The organism is Roseibium album (genome assembly GCF_965233825.1).
GTDB lineage: Bacteria > Pseudomonadota > Alphaproteobacteria > Rhizobiales > Stappiaceae > Roseibium > Roseibium album.
Genome location: NZ_OZ247583.1, coordinates 4610447 through 4634175, shown reverse-complemented (window position 1 = coordinate 4634175; position 23729 = coordinate 4610447). Strand labels below are relative to the sequence as shown.

Sequence of the window (23729 nt, the reverse complement as noted above, 5' to 3'; positions counted from 1 at the left end):
CCTCTGGAAGGGTTGTTTCTGCCACGCTATCCCCCAAGCGAATGCCGCCTTATTGACCAAGTGTTATTTTTTGTGCAAGCCCCTGACCAATGAAGGCCTGGTGTTGCAACGTTTCGTCACGTTCCAAAAGATCGACAACAATTCCGGCTGCGATAGCCGCCGGATGCTTTGACTTTATCGCCGTATTCCCAACCGGACAGACCATTTTCGACACAAGCGCTTCGTCCAGACCTCTGGCTTTCATTCGTCGCTGAAACCGTGCTCTCTTCGTTTTCGAACCGATGACACCGCAATACGCGAACCTTTGCCGTAGCAAGGCGCGTGCCATGATATCCTCGTCAAGCGCATGTGAGTGGGTCATGGCGAGGATGAAGGTATTTTCGGGCGCCGTGTCGACAAGGGTGGACGGGTTCTCAACGCACACCTTGCTCACGTTGGCAGGTACCCGCCCTGGAAATTGGCCTGCACGACTGTCGATCCAGGTTATTGCAAACGGGAGTGGCGCCATGGCAAGTACCAACGCCTTGCCGACATGACCGGCTCCGAAAAGATACAATGGACGCCTCGTCTCACCGAATCTTTCCGTGACCACGGAAGTACCGGCTTCGGAAAGATCATCAAACGCTATCGCGCTTTCAGGTGGTTGTTCCAGGACACGCCGCTGTCCAAGACGACCGTCCCGTAAATTCGCGATCGTGCCGAATGCACTTCCCGCTTCCTCGAGCGCGGCAAGGGTCTCGGCAAATGTCAGTGTTTCGGATGTCAGGACTTCGATAGTCAGCTTTGCTCGTCCGCCGCAACATTGCCCAAGATCGGGTCCCAGTGAAACCGACTGGTGTAAAAATGCGGGCTTTGCTTCTCGGGCGGCAGTTGCCGCCTTGCGGATCGCCTCGAATTCGAGAGTGCCGCCTCCGATGGTGCCGTAGAATGAAGTGTCCGGCCGCACCACCATCCTTGTTCCTTCTTCGCGGGGCGTCGAACCCTCAACACGCGCAACAGTGACAAGGGCACAGGAACCGCCGTTTTTCAAACAGTCGACGATGTGCCCCCAAACCATCATGAGGGAACCTTTCTCCGGCGCATGTCCTGCACTGCCTTCATGATCGCTTCGGGTGTCGCGGGCGCGTTCAGGTTCGGAACTTCTCCCGGGATCAGGCTGGCGACCGCATCAGTGATAGCGCAGAAGACAGAGTTCGCCAGCATGACCGGTGGTTCCCCCACAGCCTTCGACCGGTAGACCGTATCCTCGGGATTGCCGGTGCTTTCGTAGAGTTGAACGTTGAAATCGGCCGGTAGGTCTGATGCCGTCGGTATCTTGTATGTCGACGGTGCATGCGTTCGAAGCCGGCCTTCTTCGTCCCAGACGAGTTCCTCGGTCGTCAGCCAGCCCATGCCCTGGACGAAACCACCCTCGATCTGACCGATGTCGATGGCGGGATTGAGCGAGTGTCCGACGTCATGGAGTATGTCGACGCGGTCGACCGTCATTTCACCGGTCATGGTGTCGATCGTCACTTCCGAGCAGGCACCACCGAATGCAAAGTAGTAGAACGGCCGTCCGGAGACACTGTCCCTGTCCCAGGTAATGCCAGGTGTTGCGTAAAAACCGGCATGCGACATCTGGATGCGGCCTACATGGGCCTGTTTCGCTATCTCGGAGAGTGAAAAGCTCTTGTCACCAATGAGGACCTTGTTGTCGCCGAAATGAATTGCTTCCTCACCGCACTGATGTTGTTCGCACAGGAAGGCTACAAGGCGCGTCTTGATCTCCTTTGCGGCAATCTTGGCCGCCATTGCGTTGAGATCAGTTCCGGAGGATGCGGCCGTTGGTCCGGTATTTGGCACTTTGGATGTATTGGTTGCGGTGATGATGACCTTGTCCATCGTCACACCGAATTCCTCGGCGACCACCTGAGCGACTTTCTGGTATAGCCCCTGCCCCATCTCCGTGCCGCCATGGTTCAGATGGACCGAGCCATCCGTATAAAGGTGCACGAGTGCACCGGCCTGGTTCAGATGTTTCAGTGTGAACGAAATGCCGAACTTGACCGGTGTCAGCGCGATGCCTTTTTTCAGAACCGCATTGGCAGCGTTGAACGCGGTTACCTCTTCCCGGCGCACCCAGTAGTCGCTTCCGACTTCCAGTCTTGAAATGAGGTCATGCATGACTTCGTATTCTTCGACCGGCATGCCATAGGGTGTCACGTTGCGCTCGCCGTCATAGAAATTCAGTTTCCGGATTTCCAGAGGGTCCTTGCCCAGGTGAATGGCAATCGCATCGATCATCCGCTCAGCGGCGAGCATTCCCTGGGGGCCGCCAAAACCGCGGAAAGCGGTGTTGGAGCAGGTGTCTGTCCGCAATCTGCGGGACCGGATCAGCGTGTCGGGATAGAAGTAGCTGGAATCGGCATGGAACATGGTGCGGTCGTTTACACCGAGCGAGAGATCCGCGGAGTAACCGCATCGGGCCAAAAATTCCAAATCCGTAGCGCGGATTCTGCCGGAAGCGTCATGACCGACCTGCCAGTTGACTTTGAAATCGTGACGCTTGCCGGTCATGATCATGTCATCATCCCGGTCAAGGCGCATCTTGCAGGTTCGGCCGGTTTTGCGTGCTGCCAGTGCAGCGAGGGCAGCCCATTGGTTTGCCTGAGACTCCTTGCCGCCAAATCCGCCACCCATACGGCGGATCTCGGCCGTGATGGCTGCATCCGGTACGCCGAGTACCTTTGCCACCGTATGCTGGATTTCCGTCGGATGCTGGGTGGATGAATGGACAAACATCCCGCCATCTTCCTGAGGGATTGCCATGGCAACCTGACCCTCGAGATAGAAATGCTCCTGGCCGCCGATAAACATGGATCCCGACAGAACATTTTCAGATGCCTGCAACCCTGTTTCCGGCGAACCCCGGCGGAACTGATAGTCAGGCAGCACAGTGGTGTCGGCGTGGTCAGCGTCTTCCGGTGTGAGGATAGGCGTTATCGGTGCGACTTCGATTTTCGCCTTGAGGGCGGCCTTGCGTGCAATCTCCCGACTTTCGGCAACGACCGCAAAAACGACCTGTCCAAAAAAGAAGATTTCCTCCTCGGCAAGGACCGGGTCGTCGCCAAATGCGGAAGAACAATCGTTGGTGCCCGGGACATCACCGGACGTGAGCACGGCAACGACGCCCGGTGTTGCCCGAACCTCGTTCAATTCAACCGACAACAGCCTGCCCCTGACCGCGTGTCTGGCCCATCCCGGCACGACATGAAGCGTGCCGACCGGTTCGACGATATCATCGATATAGGTCGCGGTACCCGACACATGCTTGATGGCACTGTCATGCGGCAGAGGCTTGCGAATGTGTTTTAGCGGCGGGGTCACATGTTCCCTGTCAAGCGGCGCGGTCATTGTCGGCCTCCCGCCTTGCCAGGACACGTATATCTTCCGGTGCGGTCCCGCTGATTTCCATGAGCGATTTTGCAAGCAGGGCCCGCGCCGTTTCCATCCTGTAGTCGGAACTGGCGCGCATATCTGTCAATGGATCAAAATCTGACAAGAGTGCCTGCATGGCCGTGCCCCAGCTTGAGGGATCGTCCAGGGTCGCTCCCGCCAGGGATTTCTCCGCACCGGCAGCGCGCATCGGTGTTCCGGCCATGCCGCCATAGGCAATGCGCGACGCAACAATGACGCCGTCCTCGATCGTGAACCGGAACGCTCCCATGACAGAGGAGATATCCTGATCAAATCGCTTGGATATCTTGTAACAGCGGAAAGCCTGGTTGCTTGAAAGACGCGGAACGAACAGACCGGTGACAAATTCCCCTTGTTTCCTGTCCTGTCTGCCGTATTCCAGATAAAAATCTTCCAGCGGCAATGCTCGCGAGCCTTCCGAGGATTGCAATTCAAGCGTTGCTCCCAGTGCAATCAGTGCCGGCGGCGTATCTCCGATTGGTGACCCGTTGGCAATGTTTCCACCGACCGTGCCCGAAGCACGAACCTGTTTGGAACCAATTCGTTTCCAGAGTTCACCAAGATCAACTGAAATCTGGGTAACTGCATTTTCTGTCGCAGCATAGGTCGCAGTCGCACCAATCAGAACACCAGACGCGCTTTCTTCAACGCGGTCGAGGCCTTCAATCCGGCCAAGCCAGATCATTTTCGGCAGTTCACGCAGATGCTTGGTAATCCAAAGACCTACATCGGTCCCCCCGGCAATGAGCGTCGCGTCCTTGTGCTGGCCATAAAGAGCCGCCAGCCCGTCGAGCGTTGAAGGCGCGGAAAAGAAGCCCGTGTCATCACCGATGAAAATATCGCGGCTGTCCGCAAGGAACTGCAATCTTTCCTTTGTTTCATTCGCGCGCCACGAAAAAGCATCGTCGGTTGCCCGAAAACACGCCTTGAGCGCGGCATCCACGATCGGACGATACCCGGTACAGCGACAAAGATTGCCAGCAAGCCATTCCGTAACCGTCTTTCGGGATTTTTCCACGTCTGCGGCATGATAGAGCGTGAATAGCGTCATGATGAAGCCTGGCGTGCAAAATCCACATTGCGAGCCATGAAGTTCGACCATAGCGGTCTGAACAGGATGCAGTCGGTCGTCCTGGGCAAGATCTTCAACGGTCACGAGTTCTGCGCCGTCAATCATGCCGAGAAGCAGAATGCAGCTGTTGACCGGCTGATAGACGAGTTTTCCGTTGATCATTCGGCCAATGGCAACAGTGCATGCGCCACAGTCTCCCTCACCGCACCCTTCCTTCGTTCCGGTCTCGCGTCTGGTGAGCCGCAGGTAATCAAGCAACGTCTCGGTTGGCCCTACATTCTGGAGTTCGATGATTTCGCCGGCTTTCAGAAAGCGGATGGTATCGCGCATCATTCAGCTCCCGCGGTAGGTCGAATAGCCGAAAGGCGATACAAGCAGCGGCACGTGATAGTGGCCATCCGGTTCCGCTATACCGAAGCGTATTGGAATAATGTCCAGAAACAACGGGTCGGGAAGAGATTGTCCTGTGGCCTTCAGGTAGTCACCTGCATGAAAACGCAGTTCGTACTCACCGGTCTTGAAAGCCTCTCCTTCAACAATCGGACCGTCGACGCGACCGTCCGTGTTTGTGACATGTGACGAGATGCGAGCCGGGTTTTCGCCCTGCGACCATAGTTCGATTTTTAACCCGCTCGCGGGCTTGCCCAATGCAGTGTCAAGTACGTGGGTCGTCAAACGCCCCATCAGCTTTCTCCCTCGCGCAGCAAAGTGCCGCAATTCCTTCGAAAAATGTGCCTTAAAAATCAACGCAGACAAAGCGCTCATTTGAGACCTTTATGATGCCTTTTTGGCATCATTGGAAGAGTTACGGTCCTTTAAGGCGAGCACTGAGTGGTCGAAAAACATCCCTGGGGCAAGCGCGAGTGCGCGCAACGACGAGGTTATCACACATAAACGGTCTGCTTGAAGTGGCGCATCCGTGAGTGGCTTGAATACGAGGGCGCCGGAAGAAAGGTCATCCTCACACCCAATCATTGTCTGGAAACCAATGACACCGTCTTCTCTTGCAAGTGCCCGCATCAGGCGCAGCGAATTGGCTTCCACGTAGGTTCTGGAAACACCTGCTATACGATTGCGGACCATATCGAGGCGTGTACGCAACGACAGGCCCTCTGCGGGAAGTGCCACGGGAAATTTCAGGCATTCCTCAAGATCCAGGTTTTCGGCCTTCGCCAACGGATGATCCGGCCTCATCAACGCGCCGATGACCAGCTCCTGTTGAAAGGCAACAGTCAATGCGGAGTTCTCTGGTGGGTCGAACGTGAACCCGACATCGGCTTCGGCAGTCTCGACTTTTCGAGCCGCCTCCTGGGAGGAAGAAACGGAAACATTGACATGGATTCCCGGAAAGCTCTTGCGGAAACTGCTTATCACGGCAGGTAGCAGTTTTTCCGAAACGCTTTCGACCGAGGCGATCGAGACGGTTCCCCGTCGCAATCCCTTGAGCGCATCGAGCTCCGCGACAGTGCCTTCAAAATCGGAGAATGTCCTGCGGACATGTGCGAGCAACAGTTCTCCGGCCTGTGACAGCCTGATACGTCGTCCGACACGGTCGAAAAGCTGGAGGCCCAGGGCTTCTTCCAGCCAGAGGATCTGCCGGTTGACGGCAGAAGACGCGACATTGAGTTCTCGTGACGCGGCGCGGATCGACCCTGCTTCCGCGGCGGCGAGAAAGTACCGCATGGCGGGACTGTAGAGATTTCGCGAAAGTTCCTGGGCCCGTCCGGAAAGCATCGATATTCCAATTATTGGTGGATCAAGACGCCAGTTTTAAGGAATCAAGACGGTTGTGCCGGTGGTTTTCCTGCCTTCGAGATCTTCGTGAGCCTGGATGGCGTTGGCCAGACGATATTCCTGGTTGAGCTCGATCTTGACTATCCCTCTCTGGACGACGTCGAAAAGTTCGCCTGCCGTTGCCTCCAACGCGTCACGGGTCGCAATGTAGGTAAAGAGGGTCGGCCTTGTCGCGAACAATGATCCTTTCTGCGCCAGGAGACCAAGATTGAAATCTGTAATGGGGCCCGATGACTGGCCAAAGCTGACCCACGTTCCCAATGGCATGATACAATCCAGGGAGCCCGGATAGGTGTCCTGGCCGACAGAATCATAGACGACGTCGCAGCCCTTTCCCCCGGTGATCTCCTTGACGCGCTCAACAAAGTCTTCCGTGCGATAGTTGATCATGTGCTGGTAGCCATGGGCTTTCGCCAGCGCGATTTTTTCGTCTGAACCAGCTGTGCCGATAACGGTAGCACCCAGGTGGGCAGCCCATTGGCCTGCGATCAATCCGACGCCGCCTGCAGCTGCGTGAAACAGCAACGTTGTGTCTGGTCCGACGGCAAATGTCTGCCGCAGCAGGTACTGAGCGGTCATCCCTTTCAGCATCATTGCTGCGGCTATCTTGTCGTCAATGCCGTCCGGGATCACGACAAGATTGTCAGCGGGAACAATTCTCTCCTGCGCATAGGCACCAAGAGGACCGGCATAGGCAACGCGATCTCCCGGATTGAGATGCGCGACGCCGTCGCCGACCGACTGTACGATTCCCGCTCCTTCATTTCCGGGCGAAAACGGCAAACCGGCTGGAGACGGATAAAGTCCCGAGCGAAAATACGTGTCGATGAAATTCAGGCCAATCGCGGTATGAAGGATGCGGACTTCGCCGGGCCCCGGTTCGCCGACATCGACTTGTTCCCAACGCATGACATCGGGACCACCGGTTTCGTGGACGCGGATTGCCTGAACCATTCGAACCTCCAAAAGGCTTACGCCTCAAAATCTAATGTGCCTGACCGGAACATTAATGAGTTCGAGGCATGCCGGAAAGGTCAATATGGATTTCAATCGACCCTGTCGATCAGTTGCTGGATGGCTGAGATGGAAAACAGGTAGATACTCGATACGGTGAACAGCAATGAAGTGATGCCGTTGAGGGACATGTTGTCCACGATCGCCAGCGCTGCCAGCGCCATCCAGAGCAAGGTGACAGGCAGGGTCACGATCCGCCAGCGCCGAACGCGTACAGGATGGACAAAACGGATGGGCGCAAATGTAAGCGCGCAGCAAAGCAGGACGATTGCAATTGTAAATGCTTCGGATGGAGACAGGACCATCAGGCCGAAGACAACCATGTTCCAGCCGGCAGGAAAGCCCTTGAAGGATCCATCAGGTGTCTTCATGCCATTGTCAGCGAAATAAAGCGCACCGGTGAAGACAACGAGGCCGCCGCAGATCCAGTTCCATGGCTGAGACAGCATCAGGCTCCAGGACAATGCAAATGCGGGCAGGAAAACATAGGTCGCATAGTCGATTACAAAATCAAGTGATGCGCCGGACCAGCGCGGCAAGCGCTCGGCGATATTGAAACGTCGTGCAAGCGGGCCATCAATTCCGTCGACAAAAAATGCGAGGCCGAGCCAGGCGAACATTTCAGCCCAATTTCCCTGCGCGCCCGCCAAAAGGGCAACCAAAGCGATGGGAGCACCGGAAGCCGTCAGGACATGAATTAGAAATAGAGCGGGTTCGGGCGCCGATTTGCCCGGGGTGATGTCCGTCACGGGGTATCCTCACACTAAATGAACGCGGCGCAGATCGTAATCAGGTCCGGTTTCAGGCAGATTTGCCATTGCCCGGCAAGCATCGCTCTACCGCGTCCGGGGAGTAATATTGCAATCGTATGACAGTGTGAACCGAAAAAACAGCCCCAGTGGCAATTCTGCGATAAACAATTTTCGAACTCAGAAATAAATGGCAACTGTCAGAAACCCGGCCCAGACGAGCAGAAAAGCACCGATTGCAGCCGGAAAGACCCTGTTCGGAACCGCCTTTTCCAGCGCCATGACACCGCCCAAAAGAGCTATCCAGACAATATTCATCAGGCCGAAGGCAAACATGACGGTCATAACTGCCCAGCAACAACCGAGGCATGCCCAGCCCTGAACGAGCCCTTCTCGGTATCCGGACAGGATAGTGGATTTTCCGCTGTCGGCCGAAAATACCCAGCGGGGATACCAGCAGCGTTGCAGGCACGATCTTTTGGCAGGTGTGAACTGATAAACTCCTGCTGCGAAAAGGACGGATGTGGTCAAAGCCAGGCTGGCCGGCGCCATCATGTCGTTCAGTCCACCTGTCATGGAAAGTAGCCATTGGGCCACGGTCGCGATGACAGCGTAACCGAACCATACGGAAAGATATCCAAATGTGGAGCCAAAGACGGGCCAGAATGCTCGTTGATCGGGACCTTCCCGGCTGTCAATCCAGCCGGTATAGGCCTTTAACATGGGAATTGACGTTGGCAGCATCATCGCCATCGACATCATCGCCCACATCAGGAAAACCTTCGCGAGGTCGATCGCGGTCATGGCCTGGGTCGGCATGCCGAAGGTCGCACCCGCCGGCAGGCAGAGAACTGCAAGTGCAGCCCTTGTCTCGGCGGACAGACCCTTGAACAGATTGAACTGATTGAATATTTCCATGCCGGGGCCAGCCTCGGCCATGTCCATTGCCGGAACCATGTCGGCGATCATTGCAACGAGATAGGCCCAACCGCTGACACTGAGCGTTGCGACAAGCAAAAGCACAAAAGGCCAGGTGCCCGCCCCCGCTGGTCTTTTTCGCTGCTGCTCGTGCGAACCGGTAGTTGTCGTGGCTGTCGTGATACTCATTTTTCAGTTTGCTGCTGGTCTTCCCGGCAATCCACTATATCGGGGATTTTCCAAAAGGGTTTGATCTTGCGCATTCGAGACTGATTTCCTGTTCGTGTTATACAAATTCACACCGCCCTGCGTGGTTTCGTCCTGTTGAAAAATACAGTCATTGAGGCACTTTCTATGCAATCAGATCACAGATCGGGACAAACAAATGCCAGACTCCTCACCGCCGGTCACGCATGATGTAGTCGTTGTCGGGGGCGGTCCCTCTGGACGTATCGCCGCGCTGAGGCTCGCACAGCTCGGGCTTTCAACGGTGTTGGTTGCGCCTGAATTGCAACGTGTCGACGGACGGACGACTGCCCTTTGGCAAAAATCCATATCGCTTCTTGATGATATCGGCGTGTGGGCGGATCTTGCCGGTAATACCGCTCCACTCAAGAAGATGTGCATGATTGACGATACGAAGCGACTCATCAGGGCTCCTGAAGTTGTCTTCGACGCCAGTGAACTCGATCTGAGTGAGTTTGGATTCAATATTTTAAACAGCGATCTTAACAAGGCACTCGAGGAAAAATGCAATTCTCAAGGTAACCTGGACTGCATAATCGGCAGCGCGGAAACGGTCGAATACTCCGAGACGTTAGTCGACGTTCATGCGTCCTCCGGAAATCAGGCGCGGGCGCGTCTTGCTGTCGCCGCGGACGGCAGAAATTCAATGCTTCGACAAGCCGCTGGAATTGAAGTGAAAACCTGGTCCTACCCTCAGGAGGCTGTGGTTCTCAACGTCGAACACCGGTTGCCGCATCAAAGCACTTCCACGGAGTTTCATACGCGCACCGGACCATTCACACTTGTTCCTCTGCCTGGTCGTCAATCTTCGGTTGTCTGTGTGGAAACCGCGCAGGGAGCGCGTGACCTGATCTCGATGGCTTCGACAGACCTGGAGCTGGAACTGGAAAAACGTGCGCACTCGGTCCTTGGCTCGTTCAAACTGGCATCAGAGATTCAAAGCTTCCCGCTTTCTGGTCTGAATGCACACAAGCTGACCGGACAAAGGCTGGCTCTTGTCGGTGAAACGGCACATGTCTTTCCACCCATCGGAGCACAGGGCCTGAACCTGTCTCTTCGCGACATCCATGACCTGACGTCGGTTATCCAACGCGGGAGCCTGCGGCACAGCGACCCGGGAGATCCGGCAATCCTGATGTCCTACGAGCAATCACGCATGCGCGACATCAGGCTGAGAACCAACGCGGTTGATGCATTGAACAAGTCCCTCCTCACCTCGTTCCTGCCGGTACAGGTGGCACGTAGCATCGGCATGTACATGGCCGACCGGGTCGGTCCGTTCAGGCGTCTCCTGATGCGTGAAGGAATGGCACCCAGCGTGGGGTTTCGTATTCCCGGGTAGTTTCCAGCCGGATGTCAAAGCCTGCCGCGCTGACTACCGTTTCTTTACGTGGTAAGTGAGCGCCATTGAGATCATCTGGCAAATTTCATTTTCCGGAAGCGAATCTTCTGCCTTGAAATGAACGCTTCTGTTGCCGCCGAATTCGATGTGCGGATAAAGAGCACGCCAGTCGGACACGAGCGAAGTCTGGCAATTTACATACAAAGCGACATCACCCAGATCGGAAGTGTCCTTGTCTATTCGGATTGTCGTTCCCGATTTCGGTTTGACGGTCAGAAAGCTCGGCTGCCCCCATTTCAGCGTCTCCTGCACTTCACCGACATGTTCACTTTTCAGGGCAGTTTCCAGGATAAGGCGCCGGAGCTGCATCAAGCGGTTTCGAACAGGGTCGGGGTAAGTTTCAATCACATCCAGTGTGGGGGGTTTTTCAGTCATCGCGTTGAAACGCAGCCTTCCTTGCGTTGCCGGTTGGGCGCATCGTTTCAACCGATGGGCAGAACACCGGAGGTAATTGCCCAGATAAATGCCGTCACTGTCACGATTGAAAGCGCAGTGCCCACCAGTACGAAACTTGACGCGCGTTGAACATAAACACCGTACTGCTGCGCAATCACGAAAACATTCGTTGCCGGTGGCAGGCACGACATCAAAACCGCAGTTGCGATCCAGCCTGGATCAAATCCACCAAGCCACGTCAACAGCAGGAAGGCGAGTATCGGGTGTAACAGGAGTTTTACCGACAAGACCAGAGGAAGCTCTATCGGTATCCTTCCAACGGGGCGAAGAGCAATACTGACACCCATGGCAAACAGGGCGCAGGGAGCGGCGGCATTGCTGAGGTAAAGCAGAAGCGTGTTTGCCGCTTGCGGCGGGCGGAATTCAAAGGCTGCAGCGGACACACCGGCAATGGTCGCCAGGATGAAGGGATGCGTGAAAATCTTGACGAAGATCTGTTTCAGAGTCTGGGCAAACGTCTCGTTTTCTGTTCCCGCCAAAGCCATGAGCAGCGGCGCAAGAATGAACATAAGTGCGTTGTCGAAGGTCAAAATGAGCGCTGTCGGTACCGTTGCCTCTTCACCCAATACAGCAAGGGTCAATCCCGGCCCCATGTATCCAACATTCGAATAGGCGCCGGCGATGCCCAGTATCGTCGACTCGCCGATACTGCCCCGCGTTGCTACCACGCCAATACAAAAAGAAATCGCGAACACGACGTAGGTCGTGAAAGTCGTTGCCGCAATGAACGACAGGTTGGCCAATTGTTCAAAGGGTGTTGCGGATAACAGCCGAAAAAACAGCGCGGGGAGCGCCAGATAGATGACAAAGAAATTCATCCAGGCAAGCCCGGACTCAGGTATGTTTTTTGCCTTTCCTGCGCCGAAACCAAGAAGTATCAGTCCGAAGAACGGCAAGGCCAGAGTTATGACGTCCAGCATTCAGTGTCCGAGACTTGGTGTTGCGATCGGTAGGTGGAGCGTTCGGGTAAAGATACTTGCATCTGTCGTTGAGCTTGGATAAGGACGCGTCACTTGCTGGACTGTATCAATGTCCCGCATTCCAAGCAGGTCTGAAGCCCTACCGCAAGGGCTCAATTTGACAGATACGTCCTGAAGCCGCCCGACGAAAGAACCGGGTCAGGCAAAATGAAAGCATCCGGCCGGAATGTCGCGAAAAAAAAGACAGAGGAAACATCCCAAACGGTTTGCGTTGCAAAACCATATCGAAAGCATCGCTTTAAAGTCAGCCATATTCCTTTTTCGTCTCATACCGGTCGATATTGCCTCGTACCTGATGGGCAAAGGCTGGCGGGCGTTTGCACCGTTCAATGCGCGTCACAAGCGCGCGCTGAAACATTTGAAAAACGCGTTCCCTTCAATGAAGGAGAGCGAGAGAGAGGAAATTGTCCGAGGAATGTGGGAAAACCTCGGTCGCGTGGCAGTCGAGACATTCCATACCGACAGGCTTCTCAAACAGGATTTTCGATTTGAGGCCGTTGCCGATGAAACGACCGAGAGAGTTCTTGCTGGCGAACAGGCCTGTGTCCTCATGTCGTTTCACAGTGGCAACTGGGAACTTTGCGTTCAACCCGTCACAAGCCACGGGGTGGATGTAACCGGCGTTTACCAGGCTCTGCGCAATCCGGAGGCAGACAAGGCGCTGCGCTCGCTGCGGCAGGACCTCTATCGTGGCGGCTTGCTGTCGAAGGGACCGGAAACGGCGCGAAAGATACTGGGAACGCTGAAGAGCGGTGGTGTCGTTGCAATGATGGGGGACCTGAGGGAAGCCAGAGGTGTACAGGTTCCCTTTTTCGGTCAGATGGCTTACGCGAATACCGTGCCGGCCTCAATCGCACGATCCTGCAATGTACCGATCGTCCTGGGTCGTGTTGTCCGGAAAAATGGCGTGAATTTCCACATTGAAGGGCGCGCGATCACAGTGCCGAAAACAAGCGACCGGCAGGCGGATATCAAGGCGGCCACCGCCGAAATACACCAAATCTTCGAAGGCTGGATCAGCGAACATCCCGAGCAGTGGATGTGGATACACAAAAAATGGGCCCCGCCGGGGAAAAGTCTGGCTCGACGGCAGGCTGACCGGGCAGCCGTCTCCAAGGCGCAGGAGGGTTGAACCCGATCCCCTCTCCTTCACCTATCGGGGGATGGTTGCAGCGCAACATAAGCGTTATAGCTAGCTTACGAACAGGAGGAGGAACACGATTTTCATGAAAACCCCAAGCGCATTCTACAAACCGCTCGCAATTGGTGCTCCCACCCCGTATCGAGAGATGCCTATCTCGCTTGAGCGAATGATCCATTTTGTTCCGCCACATATCGAGAAGATGCGCGCCAAGGTGCCGGACCTTGTGAACAAGGTCGATGTTGTCCTGGGCAATCTCGAAGACGCCATTCCGGCGGACGCCAAGTCCGACGCACGGAACGGGTTTATCCAGCTGGCAAGGGAAAATGAATTCGGATCAACCGGACTGTGGACGCGGGTAAACTGCCTGAACAGCCCCTGGTTTCTCGATGATGTCATGGAAATCGTCCAGGCCGTCGGCGACAAGCTGGATGTCGTGATGTTGCCAAAGGTCGAAGGCGCCTGGGACATTCACTATCTCGATCAGTTGCTTGCTCAACTGGAAGCTAAGGGTGGACTGGGGAAACCGATCCTCATCCATGCCATTCTTGAAACCGCGGAGGGTGTCAAGAATGTCGAGCAAATCGCAGCAGCCAGTCCGCGCATGCATGGAATGAGCCTGGGACCAGCCGACCTTGCGGCATCCAGAGGCATGAAAACAACGCGCGTCGGTGGTGGCCATCCTGATTACGCGGTGCTTTCGGACAGTGACAATAGTGGTGTGCGGACCGCATTCCAGCAGGATCTTTGGCACTACACTGTCGGGAAAATGGTCGATGCGTGCCTGTCATATGGCCTGAAACCCTTTTATGGACCATTCGGGGACTTTTCTGACCCGCAAGCTTGTGAAAGCCAGTTCCGCAATGCCTTTTTGATGGGGTGTCTCGGTGCCTGGTCGCTTCATCCCTCGCAAATCGAAATCGCAAAGAAAGTCTTTTCGCCAGACCCTGCGGAAGTTGCCTTTGCGCGCAAGATCCTGGATGCCATGCCGGATGGCACAGGTGCCGTCATGATCGATGGCAAGATGCAGGATGATGCAACCTGGAAGCAGGCCAAGGTCATCGTCGATCTTGCACAGCTGGTTTCAAGCAAGGACAAGGAGTTGGCCGAGGTTTATGGTTTTTAGAGATTCACAAGGTCTCTTGTATAGAGTTTAATGTTACAACGCTTGCAAGCAGGTTGCCGAAACGGTATCCCGGCATTGCATGCAGTAAGCGGACGAGTAACCATGCGAACGGCGAAGTTTAGAATAGGTCAGGTCGTCCGGCACCGGATTTATCCCTTTCGGGGTGTGATTTTCGATGTCGACCCGACGTTCAGCAACACGGAAGAGTGGTGGAATGCGATCCCTGAGGACGTCCGTCCGGTCAGGGACCAACCCTTTTATCATCTTCTCGCCGAAAACGAGGAGACCGAATATGTTGCATATGTCAGCGAGCAGAACCTGGAACCCGACATGACCGGGGAGCCTGTCCGCCACCCGCAGGTCGAGGAGATTTTCGAGGAACAGACCGACGGATCATATCTTCCGCGCAGTGTCGAGATCCACTGACACGACTGAAAATTCGCGGGTTTGCCCCTCCGAACAAAAAAAGGCCGGAACTTGCGTTCCGGCCTTTCTGTTTGAATTGTTTGAAAGCTACTGGTTTTCCTGCTGAGCATCGATCAGTTTCTGCCGTGCTTCGTCAGCGCGCTTTTGCAGCTCGCTCTGCAGTTCTTCCTGTCTCTTCTGCAGTTCTGCCAGGTCCATGGGCTCTCCATCATAAACCTTGGTGAAGCCGATAAGGGTCATCTTGAAGACGATTTCCTTGGCTTGCTGGTTATACGGTGCAACCCGCATCTCACCACCCTGCTTCATTGCGTTGATGAACGTGTCGTCAATCGCAAGTTCCGCGTAACATGCGTTCGGGGCGCAGATGCTGTATTTGGCCTGAACCGGCTTGCTGTCATCAATCTGGATGCGAAGTCCGGGCTGGATCAATACACCTGTCGGTACAGCGACAAGAAGTTTCTTGCGGGCTTCGCCTTCGGTTTCCTGAATGGCAATGTTGCTCAAGAACTGACCGGTATTTGTGCGCAACTCAATCGAAATGAAGCAGATTTCCTTCTGCGTATTCGGATTGGTATTACATGCCTTCGTCCAAGGGCTTTTCTCTTCCTGGGCGATTGCAGGGGCGGCAGCAAAAGAAGACACGGCCACGAATGCAGCTGCTGCGCATCCGAAGAATCCTCTTTTCAAAACACTCGTCATTGAAACGTCCTCAATCGTGCGTATTCGAAATCTTCGCGTTGTTCTGAGGCATTCCGGAAACATCCGCAAGGCCCGTTTGAACATTAGATCTGTGAAATGCATGGTAAGGCACTGAATTTGGGCGAGAGGGTGGCCGAATTGCAACGCAATGCTCAGGTTCGATTCAAATCTGTATATCTTTGTCTTTATGACTTGTTGCTGGCGCCTTCACATTCACCATGTGCTAGTCTGAACCGCGAGAATCAAGGGAATCTCCGGTGGTGGTTATGCGTTGCTTTGAATTGGTTGTGTCTGTTTTCTGCAACAACAGCACTAGACGTAGTGCGTTCGCGGTATTTTGTCTCTTGCTGCCCTGGTTTTCCGGGCCGGCCTTGGCTGACGACGAAACGGTACCATGGTCACACGCGATCTCCATGCATGGTTCACCAGCGCTTGGCCCGGATCAACCCTTTCCCTATGCAAACGAGAATGCACCCAAAGGTGGCACGATCACATTGGGTGTTCAGGGAACTTTTGACAGTCTGAACTCGTTTATTGTCCAGGGAGGCTGGACCTCTGCACGCGGAATGCGCGAGCGCCAGTTCGGCAACAATGTTCTGGAAAGCCTGCTGGTTCGTTCCTACGACGAACCTTTTTCACTCTACGGATTGATCGCGCAGCGGGTCCGCATGCCGGACAGCAGGGAATGGATCGAGTTCGAACTCAATCCGAATGCCAGGTTTTCCGACGGAACTCCGGTAACCGTCGATGATATCGTGTTTTCCCTGGATATTATCCGAGACAAGGGCCGCCCTCCGTATCGGAACTGGTATGCGGCGATTGTCGAAAAGGAAATCACGGCTCCTAACCGGATCAAACTGAAATTCGAGAACGGTGAAAACAGGGAGTTGCCCCTGCTTATCTCGCTCGCCCCCATCTTTTCCAAAAAACACACCGATGCGGAAAAATTCGACAAATCTTCGCTTACACCTCCGGTAGGAAGTGGTCCTTATACATTCAAGACAATCCAGCCCGGACGGCTTGTTGTTTATGAAAAGAACCCGGACTACTGGGCAAATGACCTGCCGGTCAAAGCCGGATTCGACAATTTCGACGAGATCAGGATCGAGTATTTCCGTGATGAAACCACGTTGCAGGAAGCATTCAAGAAAGGCTTGATCAAGGCCTTGCAATTCCGTGACCCTGCCCGGTGGGCAACCGGATTTGATTTTCCGGCGGCAGAAAGTGGTGACGTCGTCAAGATAGAAATCCCGCGCGGCGTTCCCGCTCCCATGCAGGGTATTGCGTTCAACACCCGCAAGGAACAGTTTTCCGATGTCAGAGTACGTAAAGCCTTGCGGATGCTGTTCGACTTCCAGTGGGTAAACCGGAACCTCTACTATGATCTGTTTACCCGAACCGCCGGATATTGGGACAATTCCGAATTGTCTTCGATCGGACGTCCTGCAAGCGATCGGGAAAAAGAACTTCTGGCCCCCTTCCCTGATGCAGTTTCCCCGGAGGTGATGACAGGAAGCTGGCGTCCGGCCGATGCTGACGGATCGGGACGTGACCGGAAAGTCCTGCGTGCTGCACTGGCTGAACTCAAGAATGCCGGCTACGCGCTGAAAGACCGAAAACTCATACACGAGACAACCGGCAATCAGCTTGCCTTCGAGATTCTCGCCAAGAATGAGGATGAGGAAAAACTGGCGCTTGCCTATATCCGGACGGTTGAACTTCTGGGTATCGCAGTGAACGTGCGTAGCGTCGACCCGTCGCAATTCGAGGATCGCCGGACAAAGCGGAACTTCGATATGGTTTTCAATACCTGGTATGCTTCACTGTCGCCCGGCGCCGAACAATATGGCCGCTGGAGCACGAAGGCCGCGGACGCCGAAGGGTCTTTCAATTTTGTGGGTGCCAAGGAACCGGCGATCGATGCCTTGATCGATGCCATTGTCGGGGCTCGCAGCCGTGACGACTTCATCGATGCGGTCAGGGCGTTCGACAGAGTATTGATTTCGGGTACCTATGCTGTCCCGCTCTATCACGTATCAGATGACTGGGTTGCACACTGGAAAGATGTCGTGCCACCGGAACACCATTCCCTTTATGGTCATGAGTTTGACACCTGGTGGTCATCGACCGCGCAATAATCGGACCTATGGACGAAGGACACAATGAAAGCGACTGTTGACAGCCTCACCAAGGAGTATCACGAAAGCGGAGTTTGGTCCGATGTACCGCTGGATGAGCTCTTCAAGACAACCGCAGCACAGCATCCTGATCGGCTGGCCCTTGTCGATGCGCCGGACCGCGCGGCCTGGACCGGCGGCGAACCGCGCCGCCTGACCTATGCCGAAGCTGACCGGGAAATCGACCGGCTTGCCGCATTTTACAACACTGTCGGTCTGTCCGCAGACCATGTGATCGGCGTCCAGGCTCCCAATACTGTGGACACGGTCATTGCAGTTCTTGCGGCGCTGCGTGCGGACCTGATCGTTTCACCTCTTCCGTTGCACTGGCGGCAGAAAAATGTGCTGGAAGCCTTGAATTCCATCGGTGCAAAGGGGTTCATTGCCGCTGACAGGGTCGAAACGAGAGACGTCGGTACCGCCGCCCGGGACGTGGCTGCGGATTTGTTTTCGCTGCGTTTCGTTTTCGGTCTGGGCAAAGATGTTCCGGACGGTTTGATCGAACTGGGACCGATGCTCGCGGAAATGGGAGACGACCTTAGTTTCGTTACCCGTGAAAGACCTGATCCGGCTGACCATACCGCAACAATATGCTGGAGCCGGAGCGGAGAAGAAAACGTACCGGTCAGCCGATGTCACAACCACTGGATTTCGGCTGCGCAGATGATCGTGAACGAAGCGGAGATTTCGGAAAACAGCACCATTCTGGTGCCTTATTCGCTCAGCGGCCTGACGGGACTCGGGGCCGGACTTGTGCCGTTTCTCATGACAGGCAGCACCTTGCACCTGCACCATCCGACCTCTCTTGCCAATCTTGCAACACATGCCAATGACGTTGAAGCCGACATTGTCATGACGCCCGGGCCCCTCGCACAGACGCTCGATCGGAAGCTGGGCAGTACCAAAACGACCGTTCTTGCGGCGTGGAATATTTCAGCCCCACACCCGACAACATTTGTTGCAAGGCGTCGGCTCGTCGATGTTCACATAGCGGACGAATTTGCACTGGTTGCCAGAGCGAGAGGTCCTTCAGCGAAGATCAAGGCAACCGCCTTGGGAAAGCATAACGGGTCGATCGGGTGTGAAAACAGGCCAGCCCTTCTTGAAATAGCAGTCACCGAGGAGGGCGAGGCACAGACCCCTACCCTGCTCGTGAAAGGACCCATGGTCCCCGAGATCGGGTGGCGCACGATCAACGGCGAACGGCGGCGTGTCCGCTGGGAGGGAACCGGGTATCTCAAGACCAACATCAAGGTTGATCTTGTCGACGACGGCATTGCCGGCTTCGGAATTCCAGGTACCTATGCCCTGGGTACCGGCAATCTTGAAACAATCGATGTGATCTATTCGAGTTATCCCGGGATTCGGGAAGCCGCCGCATTCATTGTCGAGGATCCAGTTCTTGGAGCCAGAATGTACGCAGCATTGGTCCCCGAGACTTCAAATGTCCCCGACGCTGCGTCCTTCTTTGCCTTTCTGGACGCGGATGGAGTGGATCTTGCGAAAATCCCGCATCGTGTCCTGATATTGCAATCGCTGCCACGCAATGCCGACGGAACAATCTGCAGGGAGAAACTGACCATGCGGACACAACGGCTGCCCGCTGCGGTGGCCTAGACGGCAGTTTGGGTGGCGCAACTGGACAGACATCTATTGGTTGATCCAATGCGGACAGTCGGGGCATCATACCTCCGGCGGGAAATGTGCAATTTGCTCCAGGTGGGGACAGGGCATGGATTATGAAACGTCGCTTTCGTGGCGTGGACCTTACTGGTATGCCGGGCGCCGGCCAAAACGCAACAGCAACGGTGACGCGCCCGAAGACCTGGACGTTGCGCTGCTCAATATGTTCGAGCGTGACGGTACTCCGCCTACAGCTCTGCCTGCTGCGATCGTTGTCGATATCAAGAACCTCATTGACGGCGACAATGAGGCCTTCTTTGACTGGCTCCAGCGGCATATCAGGGCTTTGCCCTGCGATGTTCCGTTTTATATTCTGGCCGATGGAGACGACTTTATCCCCGACGGGCTTCAGGTGACCGCGATCATTGATCGGGTCGTCCCGGATGATGTCCTTCTGATGCTCATTTGTATCCACCAGCGCTCACTCATGCGCTCGGAGGAAGCGCAGCTCCGGCGGAAGGTATTTGGTCGCATACCCGATTTCGGGACAGCCCCTCACCACACCGGTTCCAGCAGCCTGATGGTGGTCGGCGTGAGCGGGCGCTTTCTGGAATGGCAGGATGCCAGCGATCAGAAGGTCGAGGTCGTCGGAGCATTTGACGGCAAGATGGCGATGGAATTCATGTCCATGCGTGCTTTTGATGCGGTGGTAATCGACGCGGCATTTGATGATGCAGTTGAATACATCCGCCAAATCAGAAGAGATGCCCGTTTTGCAGGACTACCTGTTCTTGCCGTTTGCGAGGGAGAAGAGGATTCCGCACTTTTGTTCCGTAACGGGGCATCCGACGTGATCGTGGGCGAGAACCGCAAGGAAACTCTGGCGCGACGGATCACTTCGGCGATCCGCTTCGGCAAGCGGCGGCGCCTCGCGGACAGAATTCTTGCTGAAAGCCAGATGTGGCTCCGCCAGCAGATCACGGAAGGCGGGCTAAGCGCCGGCGAATACACAAACTATCTTGAAACATGCAGCAATGCCCTTGCTGTGCGTGGCCTGGATTTGTGGGAAATGCGTCTTCAACCGGAAAGTTTCGGACTTGAAGTGTCTTCTGCGGATGAACTGGACGAAATTCACACAACGCTCCTGTCGATTGCGGATGCAACCAGCCGGGATGAGGACCTTGTCTGCCTGGTGAAGGACCTTGGGCCCGTCGCCGTGCTGAAAAACGAGGCCGGGACCGTGCGTCTGCAAAAGCGCATCAGCTCCATCCTGACCCATACAGTACGCTGAACGGCGGATTGGACTTGGAAACCGGACAGAAAGCTCTAACTTGTTGGTTCAAGACACAACAAACGGCCCATTCATGAACGCAACTCCTCCACTAACTGTCGACGTCGTCTCCGATGTCATGTGCCCCTGGTGTTTCATAGGTAAAAGACGGCTGGAGACTGCACTCCGGTCTGTTCCTCAGTTGAATGTTGATGTGCGCTGGCACCCATTCCAACTTGATGCAACCCTGCCAAAATCAGGCAAGGACCGTCAGCAGTATCTCGACGACAAATTCGGCGGCAAGGAAAATGCTGATGCGGTTTACAGTCGCATAAAGGAAACCGGTGCGGAGGAAGGCATCAATTTCGCCTTCGACAAAATCAAACTGTCGCCGAACACGCTGGACAGTCACCGGCTGATTCTCTGGTCGCGGTCCGACAATGTTCAAAGCGACGTCGTCGAGCGATTGTTCAAGGCATATTTTCTGGATGGTGAAGATTTGACCAAAGCGGCTACGCTTGTCCGGATTTCGGAAGAAGCCGGTATGCAATCCGATCTAGTCGAACAGTTGCTGGAAACAGAGACCGACCTGGACAAAACGGAAGCTCAGATCACAAGGGCGAGCGAGTCTGGAATATCAGGCGTGCCTTGCTTCATTATTGACGGCAGATTCGTGCTGGCCGGTGCGGAAAAACCGGAAACCATCGCGGCGGCGTTGCAGCATGCGGAGGAAACCCGGACAGATCCCGAAGCGGAACAGTCAGGCTGACGTAATTCGCGCAACGATACAAAAGACAAAGCCCCGCCAGATCGGCGGGGCTTTTCTTTGAACAAGGATTAGAAGGAAAGTCAGCCTTTCAGGATAGACTGGCCGGCATAGTGTGCCTGAGGACCCAGTTCTTCCTCGATCCGGATGAGCTGGTTGTATTTTGCCAACCTGTCTGAACGTGCCAGGGAACCCGTCTTGATCTGTCCGCAATTGGTTGCAACCGCAAGATCGGAGATGGTCGAATCTTCTGTTTCACCGGAGCGGTGCGACATGACGGCGGTGTAGGCAGCCTTGTGAGCGGTTTCCACCGCGTCCAGAGTTTCCGACAGTGTGCCGATCTGGTTGACTTTGATCAGGATCGAGTTGGCAACGCCCAGATCAATGCCCTTGCGCAGACGTTCGGAGTTGGTCACGAAGAGATCATCGCCGACGAGCTGGCATTTGTTGCCGATCAGGTCGGTGGTTGCTTTCCAGCCGTCCCAGTCGTCCTCGGCAAGACCATCCTCGATGGAGATGATCGGATATCGGGACACAAGGTCGCCAAGGTATTTAGCCATTTCCTCAGGCGCCAGTGACCTGCCTTCACCTTCAAGGACATACTTGCCGTCCTTGAAGAACTCCGTCGATGCAGCATCAAGAGCCAGGTACATGTCTTCGCCAGGTTTGTAACCGGCAGTCTCGATCGCTTTCATGACGAAACCGATTGCCGCGTCTGTCGATTCAAGATTGGGGGCAAATCCCCCCTCGTCGCCAACATTGGTATTGTGACCGGCAGAACTCAGGGCTTTTTTCAGGGTGTGAAAAACCTCTGTTCCCATGCGTACGGCTTCGGAAAGCGATTCAGCCCCCACCGGCATGATCATGAATTCCTGGAAGTCGATCGGATTGTCCGCATGGGCGCCACCGTTGATGATGTTCATCATCGGTACCGGAAGTGTCCTGGCTGACGTACCGCCGACATAGCGATAAAGCGGCAGGCCCGATGCCTGTGCCGCAGCTCTTGCAACGGCCAGCGAAACACCCAGGATGGCGTTGGCGCCGATACGGGCCTTGTTGCTTGTGCCATCCAGATCAATCATTGCCTGATCGATCTGCAGCTGGTCTTCCGCTTCCAGACCCCCGACGGTTTCGAAGATCTCACCGTTAACCGCATCGACAGCCTTCTGGACGCCCTTGCCCATGTAGCGGTCACCGCCATCGCGAAGTTCTACCGCTTCATGCGCACCGGTCGACGCACCGGAGGGAACCGCAGCGCGTCCAAAAGATCCGTCTTCCAGAAAGACATCGACTTCAACGGTCGGGTTGCCACGGCTGTCGAATATTTGACGTCCGACGATATCGATAATAGCGGTCATGGAAAGAACTCCCTTGTCGCATGGACCTTAAGTGATTGCGCACTGGCGGATTTGCCCGCGCACTCCGTGCCGATTGACCGGCGATTAACCTGGGGCGTATGCCCCATTTTGAACGCGCACGCAGCGCGGATGTATTCTAATTTGTGGCGGATGCCGGTTTTACCACGGTGTCGATTGCCTTGAGCTGCCTGAGCAATGCTTCCAGTTCGTGCAGAGGAACCATGTTCGGGCCATCTGAAGGTGCCTTGTCCGGATCCGGATGCGTTTCAATGAAAAGTCCTGCGATACCGACCGCAACTGCGGCCCTGGAAAGAACGGGAACCATGGTACGGTCGCCACCTGTGGAGGCACCCTGCCCGCCGGGTTGCTGAACCGAATGGGTCGCATCGAATATGACCGGCGCACCGGTCTCTGCCATGATAGGCAAGGCACGCATGTCGCTGACGAGCGTGTTATAGCCGAAACTGGCGCCACGCTCGGTCAGCAGAACGTTCGGGTTTCCGGATTCCGTAACCTTGGCAAGGACGTTTTTCATGTCCCATGGGGCCAGAAACTGACCCTTTTTGACGTTTACAGTCTTGCCCGTTTTTGCTGCAGCAACCAGAAGATCAGTCTGTCTGCAGAGAAATGCCGGAATTTGCAGAATATCGACAACTTCTCCAACCGGAGCGCATTGCTCAGCGTTATGAACGTCGGTGACAACCGGCATGCCGAAGGTTTCCCGGATTTCTGCAAATATTGGCAGCGCCTCACGCAACCCTACGCCGCGCCCACCAGAAAGAGACGTTCTGTTGGCCTTGTCAAAAGACGACTTGTAGACGGTCGCTATGCCGACCTTCTGTGTAATTTCCCTGATCGCTGCTGCGCATTCCAGAGCATGGTTGCGACTCTCAAGTGCGCAAGGCCCGGCGATGAGGCTTATTGGTGCATCATTCTGGAATGTTACGTTCCCGACTATAACTTCGCGGTTCGCCTCGGTCATTGATCACCTTGCTTCATCAGACAGCCGTCAGCTGCCATTGCCTGCGCTATTTTGCCCCGCAGCATTTTCGG

Annotated in this window: 21 protein-coding genes; 8 read left to right on the top strand and 13 right to left on the bottom strand. The window is 55.2% G+C overall.

All coding sequences use genetic code 11. The features are described from left to right. Window positions 1-49: 49 nt before the first annotated feature. The 8 genes from xdhC to ACO6TI_RS21135 all read right to left on the bottom strand — a co-directional run bounded on the left by xdhC (window position 50) and on the right by ACO6TI_RS21135 (window position 9195). Window positions 50-1060 (bottom strand): xanthine dehydrogenase accessory protein XdhC, encoded by a 1011-nt coding sequence (gene xdhC, locus ACO6TI_RS21170; RefSeq protein WP_422383316.1) that lies wholly within the window; start codon window positions 1058-1060, stop codon window positions 50-52. Continuing rightward, on the bottom strand, window positions 1057-3396 hold the full coding sequence (xdhB, locus tag ACO6TI_RS21165) for a xanthine dehydrogenase molybdopterin binding subunit (protein WP_422383315.1): 2340 nt from the start codon (window positions 3394-3396) through the stop codon (window positions 1057-1059). The genes xdhC and xdhB overlap by 4 nt, the downstream gene beginning before the upstream one ends. Next, window positions 3380-4861 (bottom strand): xanthine dehydrogenase small subunit, encoded by a 1482-nt coding sequence (gene xdhA, locus ACO6TI_RS21160; protein WP_422385323.1) that lies wholly within the window; start codon window positions 4859-4861, stop codon window positions 3380-3382. Before xdhA ends, xdhB begins: the two co-directional genes overlap by 17 nt. Before the next feature lie 3 nt (window positions 4862-4864). After that, complete coding sequence (gene uraH, locus ACO6TI_RS21155; protein ID WP_422383314.1) at window positions 4865-5215, bottom strand: hydroxyisourate hydrolase; 351 nt, start codon at window positions 5213-5215, stop codon at window positions 4865-4867. Between the two features lie 90 nt (window positions 5216-5305). Further along, window positions 5306-6265 (bottom strand): LysR family transcriptional regulator, encoded by a 960-nt coding sequence (locus ACO6TI_RS21150; protein ID WP_055120828.1) that lies wholly within the window; start codon window positions 6263-6265, stop codon window positions 5306-5308. Between the two features lie 36 nt (window positions 6266-6301). Then, window positions 6302-7279: a quinone oxidoreductase family protein gene (locus ACO6TI_RS21145; RefSeq protein WP_422383313.1), complete on the bottom strand. Its 978-nt coding sequence runs from the start codon at window positions 7277-7279 to the stop codon at window positions 6302-6304. A 92-nt stretch (window positions 7280-7371) separates the two neighbouring features. Continuing rightward, entirely contained in the window at window positions 7372-8088 is a 717-nt protein-coding gene (locus ACO6TI_RS21140; RefSeq protein WP_108875216.1) for a CDP-alcohol phosphatidyltransferase family protein, read from the bottom strand. 180 nt (window positions 8089-8268) lie between these two features. After that, complete coding sequence (locus ACO6TI_RS21135) at window positions 8269-9195, bottom strand: DUF2182 domain-containing protein (protein WP_422383312.1); 927 nt, start codon at window positions 9193-9195, stop codon at window positions 8269-8271. Between the two features lie 196 nt (window positions 9196-9391). On the opposite strand from ACO6TI_RS21135, the gene ACO6TI_RS21130 reads away from it, so the two are divergent. After that, complete coding sequence (locus ACO6TI_RS21130; RefSeq protein ID WP_422383311.1) at window positions 9392-10594, top strand: UbiH/UbiF family hydroxylase; 1203 nt, start codon at window positions 9392-9394, stop codon at window positions 10592-10594. 33 nt (window positions 10595-10627) lie between these two features. Here the strand turns inward: ACO6TI_RS21130 and ACO6TI_RS21125 are convergent, their stop codons facing one another. Together ACO6TI_RS21125 and ACO6TI_RS21120 are read right to left on the bottom strand one after the other, a co-directional pair. Beyond that, on the bottom strand, window positions 10628-11029 hold the full coding sequence (locus ACO6TI_RS21125) for a DUF1801 domain-containing protein (protein ID WP_422383310.1): 402 nt from the start codon (window positions 11027-11029) through the stop codon (window positions 10628-10630). Between the two features lie 47 nt (window positions 11030-11076). Continuing rightward, window positions 11077-12030, bottom strand: a complete 954-nt coding sequence (locus ACO6TI_RS21120; protein ID WP_422383309.1) for an AEC family transporter — start codon at window positions 12028-12030, stop codon at window positions 11077-11079. A gap of 226 nt (window positions 12031-12256) precedes the next feature. Between ACO6TI_RS21120 and ACO6TI_RS21115 the strand changes: the two genes are divergently transcribed. The 3 genes from ACO6TI_RS21115 (at window position 12257) to hspQ (ending at window position 14783) form a co-directional block, all read left to right on the top strand. Continuing rightward, on the top strand, window positions 12257-13222 hold the full coding sequence (locus tag ACO6TI_RS21115; RefSeq protein WP_108875214.1) for a lysophospholipid acyltransferase family protein: 966 nt from the start codon (window positions 12257-12259) through the stop codon (window positions 13220-13222). A gap of 94 nt (window positions 13223-13316) precedes the next feature. Next, window positions 13317-14357 carry an HpcH/HpaI aldolase/citrate lyase family protein gene (locus tag ACO6TI_RS21110; RefSeq protein WP_108875213.1) on the top strand — a complete coding sequence of 347 codons (1041 nt, stop codon included), beginning with the start codon at window positions 13317-13319 and terminating at the stop codon, window positions 14355-14357. Window positions 14358-14459: 102 nt separating this feature from the next. Next, window positions 14460-14783, top strand: coding sequence for a heat shock protein HspQ (gene hspQ / locus ACO6TI_RS21105; protein ID WP_029065428.1), 324 nt, complete (start codon window positions 14460-14462; stop codon window positions 14781-14783). 87 nt (window positions 14784-14870) lie between these two features. Here the strand turns inward: hspQ and ACO6TI_RS21100 are convergent, their stop codons facing one another. After that, window positions 14871-15482, bottom strand: coding sequence for an invasion associated locus B family protein (locus ACO6TI_RS21100; RefSeq protein WP_029065427.1), 612 nt, complete (start codon window positions 15480-15482; stop codon window positions 14871-14873). A gap of 413 nt (window positions 15483-15895) precedes the next feature. On the opposite strand from ACO6TI_RS21100, the gene ACO6TI_RS21095 reads away from it, so the two are divergent. The 4 genes from ACO6TI_RS21095 to ACO6TI_RS21080 all read left to right on the top strand — a co-directional run bounded on the left by ACO6TI_RS21095 (window position 15896) and on the right by ACO6TI_RS21080 (window position 21321). Then, the gene (locus tag ACO6TI_RS21095) at window positions 15896-17620 is read left to right on the top strand and encodes an extracellular solute-binding protein (protein ID WP_422383308.1); all 1725 of its coding nucleotides are present in this window, start codon (window positions 15896-15898) and stop codon (window positions 17618-17620) included. A 24-nt stretch (window positions 17621-17644) separates the two neighbouring features. Further along, entirely contained in the window at window positions 17645-19276 is a 1632-nt protein-coding gene (locus ACO6TI_RS21090) for a class I adenylate-forming enzyme family protein (protein ID WP_196999856.1), read from the top strand. A 115-nt stretch (window positions 19277-19391) separates the two neighbouring features. Beyond that, the gene (locus ACO6TI_RS21085; RefSeq protein WP_209004645.1) at window positions 19392-20573 is read left to right on the top strand and encodes a hypothetical protein; all 1182 of its coding nucleotides are present in this window, start codon (window positions 19392-19394) and stop codon (window positions 20571-20573) included. 73 nt (window positions 20574-20646) lie between these two features. Then, window positions 20647-21321, top strand: coding sequence for a DsbA family oxidoreductase (locus tag ACO6TI_RS21080; RefSeq protein WP_055120833.1), 675 nt, complete (start codon window positions 20647-20649; stop codon window positions 21319-21321). Window positions 21322-21401: 80 nt separating this feature from the next. On the opposite strand, the gene eno is transcribed toward ACO6TI_RS21080, so the two are convergent. Then, complete coding sequence (eno, locus tag ACO6TI_RS21075) at window positions 21402-22676, bottom strand: phosphopyruvate hydratase (RefSeq protein WP_104701699.1); 1275 nt, start codon at window positions 22674-22676, stop codon at window positions 21402-21404. Between the two features lie 136 nt (window positions 22677-22812). Further along, window positions 22813-23658 carry a 3-deoxy-8-phosphooctulonate synthase gene (gene kdsA / locus ACO6TI_RS21070; protein WP_196899580.1) on the bottom strand — a complete coding sequence of 282 codons (846 nt, stop codon included), beginning with the start codon at window positions 23656-23658 and terminating at the stop codon, window positions 22813-22815. Window positions 23659-23729: the final 71 nt, after the last annotated feature.

Coding starts and splice junctions, on each gene's coding strand:
- xdhC (WP_422383316.1), bottom strand. CDS start 1,060: ATGATGGTTTGGGGGCACATCGTCGACTGTTTGAAAAACGGCGGTTCC.
- xdhB (WP_422383315.1), bottom strand. CDS start 3,396: ATGACCGCGCCGCTTGACAGGGAACATGTGACCCCGCCGCTAAAACAC.
- xdhA (WP_422385323.1), bottom strand. CDS start 4,861: ATGCGCGATACCATCCGCTTTCTGAAAGCCGGCGAAATCATCGAACTC.
- uraH (WP_422383314.1), bottom strand. CDS start 5,215: ATGGGGCGTTTGACGACCCACGTACTTGACACTGCATTGGGCAAGCCC.
- ACO6TI_RS21150 (WP_055120828.1), bottom strand. CDS start 6,265: ATGCTTTCCGGACGGGCCCAGGAACTTTCGCGAAATCTCTACAGTCCC.
- ACO6TI_RS21145 (WP_422383313.1), bottom strand. CDS start 7,279: ATGGTTCAGGCAATCCGCGTCCACGAAACCGGTGGTCCCGATGTCATG.
- ACO6TI_RS21135 (WP_422383312.1), bottom strand. CDS start 9,195: ATGAGTATCACGACAGCCACGACAACTACCGGTTCGCACGAGCAGCAG.
- ACO6TI_RS21130 (WP_422383311.1), top strand. CDS start 9,392: ATGCCAGACTCCTCACCGCCGGTCACGCATGATGTAGTCGTTGTCGGG.
- ACO6TI_RS21125 (WP_422383310.1), bottom strand. CDS start 11,029: ATGACTGAAAAACCCCCCACACTGGATGTGATTGAAACTTACCCCGAC.
- ACO6TI_RS21120 (WP_422383309.1), bottom strand. CDS start 12,030: ATGCTGGACGTCATAACTCTGGCCTTGCCGTTCTTCGGACTGATACTT.
- ACO6TI_RS21115 (WP_108875214.1), top strand. CDS start 12,257: ATGTCGCGAAAAAAAAGACAGAGGAAACATCCCAAACGGTTTGCGTTG.
- ACO6TI_RS21110 (WP_108875213.1), top strand. CDS start 13,317: ATGAAAACCCCAAGCGCATTCTACAAACCGCTCGCAATTGGTGCTCCC.
- hspQ (WP_029065428.1), top strand. CDS start 14,460: ATGCGAACGGCGAAGTTTAGAATAGGTCAGGTCGTCCGGCACCGGATT.
- ACO6TI_RS21100 (WP_029065427.1), bottom strand. CDS start 15,482: ATGACGAGTGTTTTGAAAAGAGGATTCTTCGGATGCGCAGCAGCTGCA.
- ACO6TI_RS21095 (WP_422383308.1), top strand. CDS start 15,896: ATGCATGGTTCACCAGCGCTTGGCCCGGATCAACCCTTTCCCTATGCA.
- ACO6TI_RS21090 (WP_196999856.1), top strand. CDS start 17,645: ATGAAAGCGACTGTTGACAGCCTCACCAAGGAGTATCACGAAAGCGGA.
- ACO6TI_RS21085 (WP_209004645.1), top strand. CDS start 19,392: ATGGATTATGAAACGTCGCTTTCGTGGCGTGGACCTTACTGGTATGCC.
- ACO6TI_RS21080 (WP_055120833.1), top strand. CDS start 20,647: ATGAACGCAACTCCTCCACTAACTGTCGACGTCGTCTCCGATGTCATG.
- eno (WP_104701699.1), bottom strand. CDS start 22,676: ATGACCGCTATTATCGATATCGTCGGACGTCAAATATTCGACAGCCGT.
- kdsA (WP_196899580.1), bottom strand. CDS start 23,658: ATGACCGAGGCGAACCGCGAAGTTATAGTCGGGAACGTAACATTCCAG.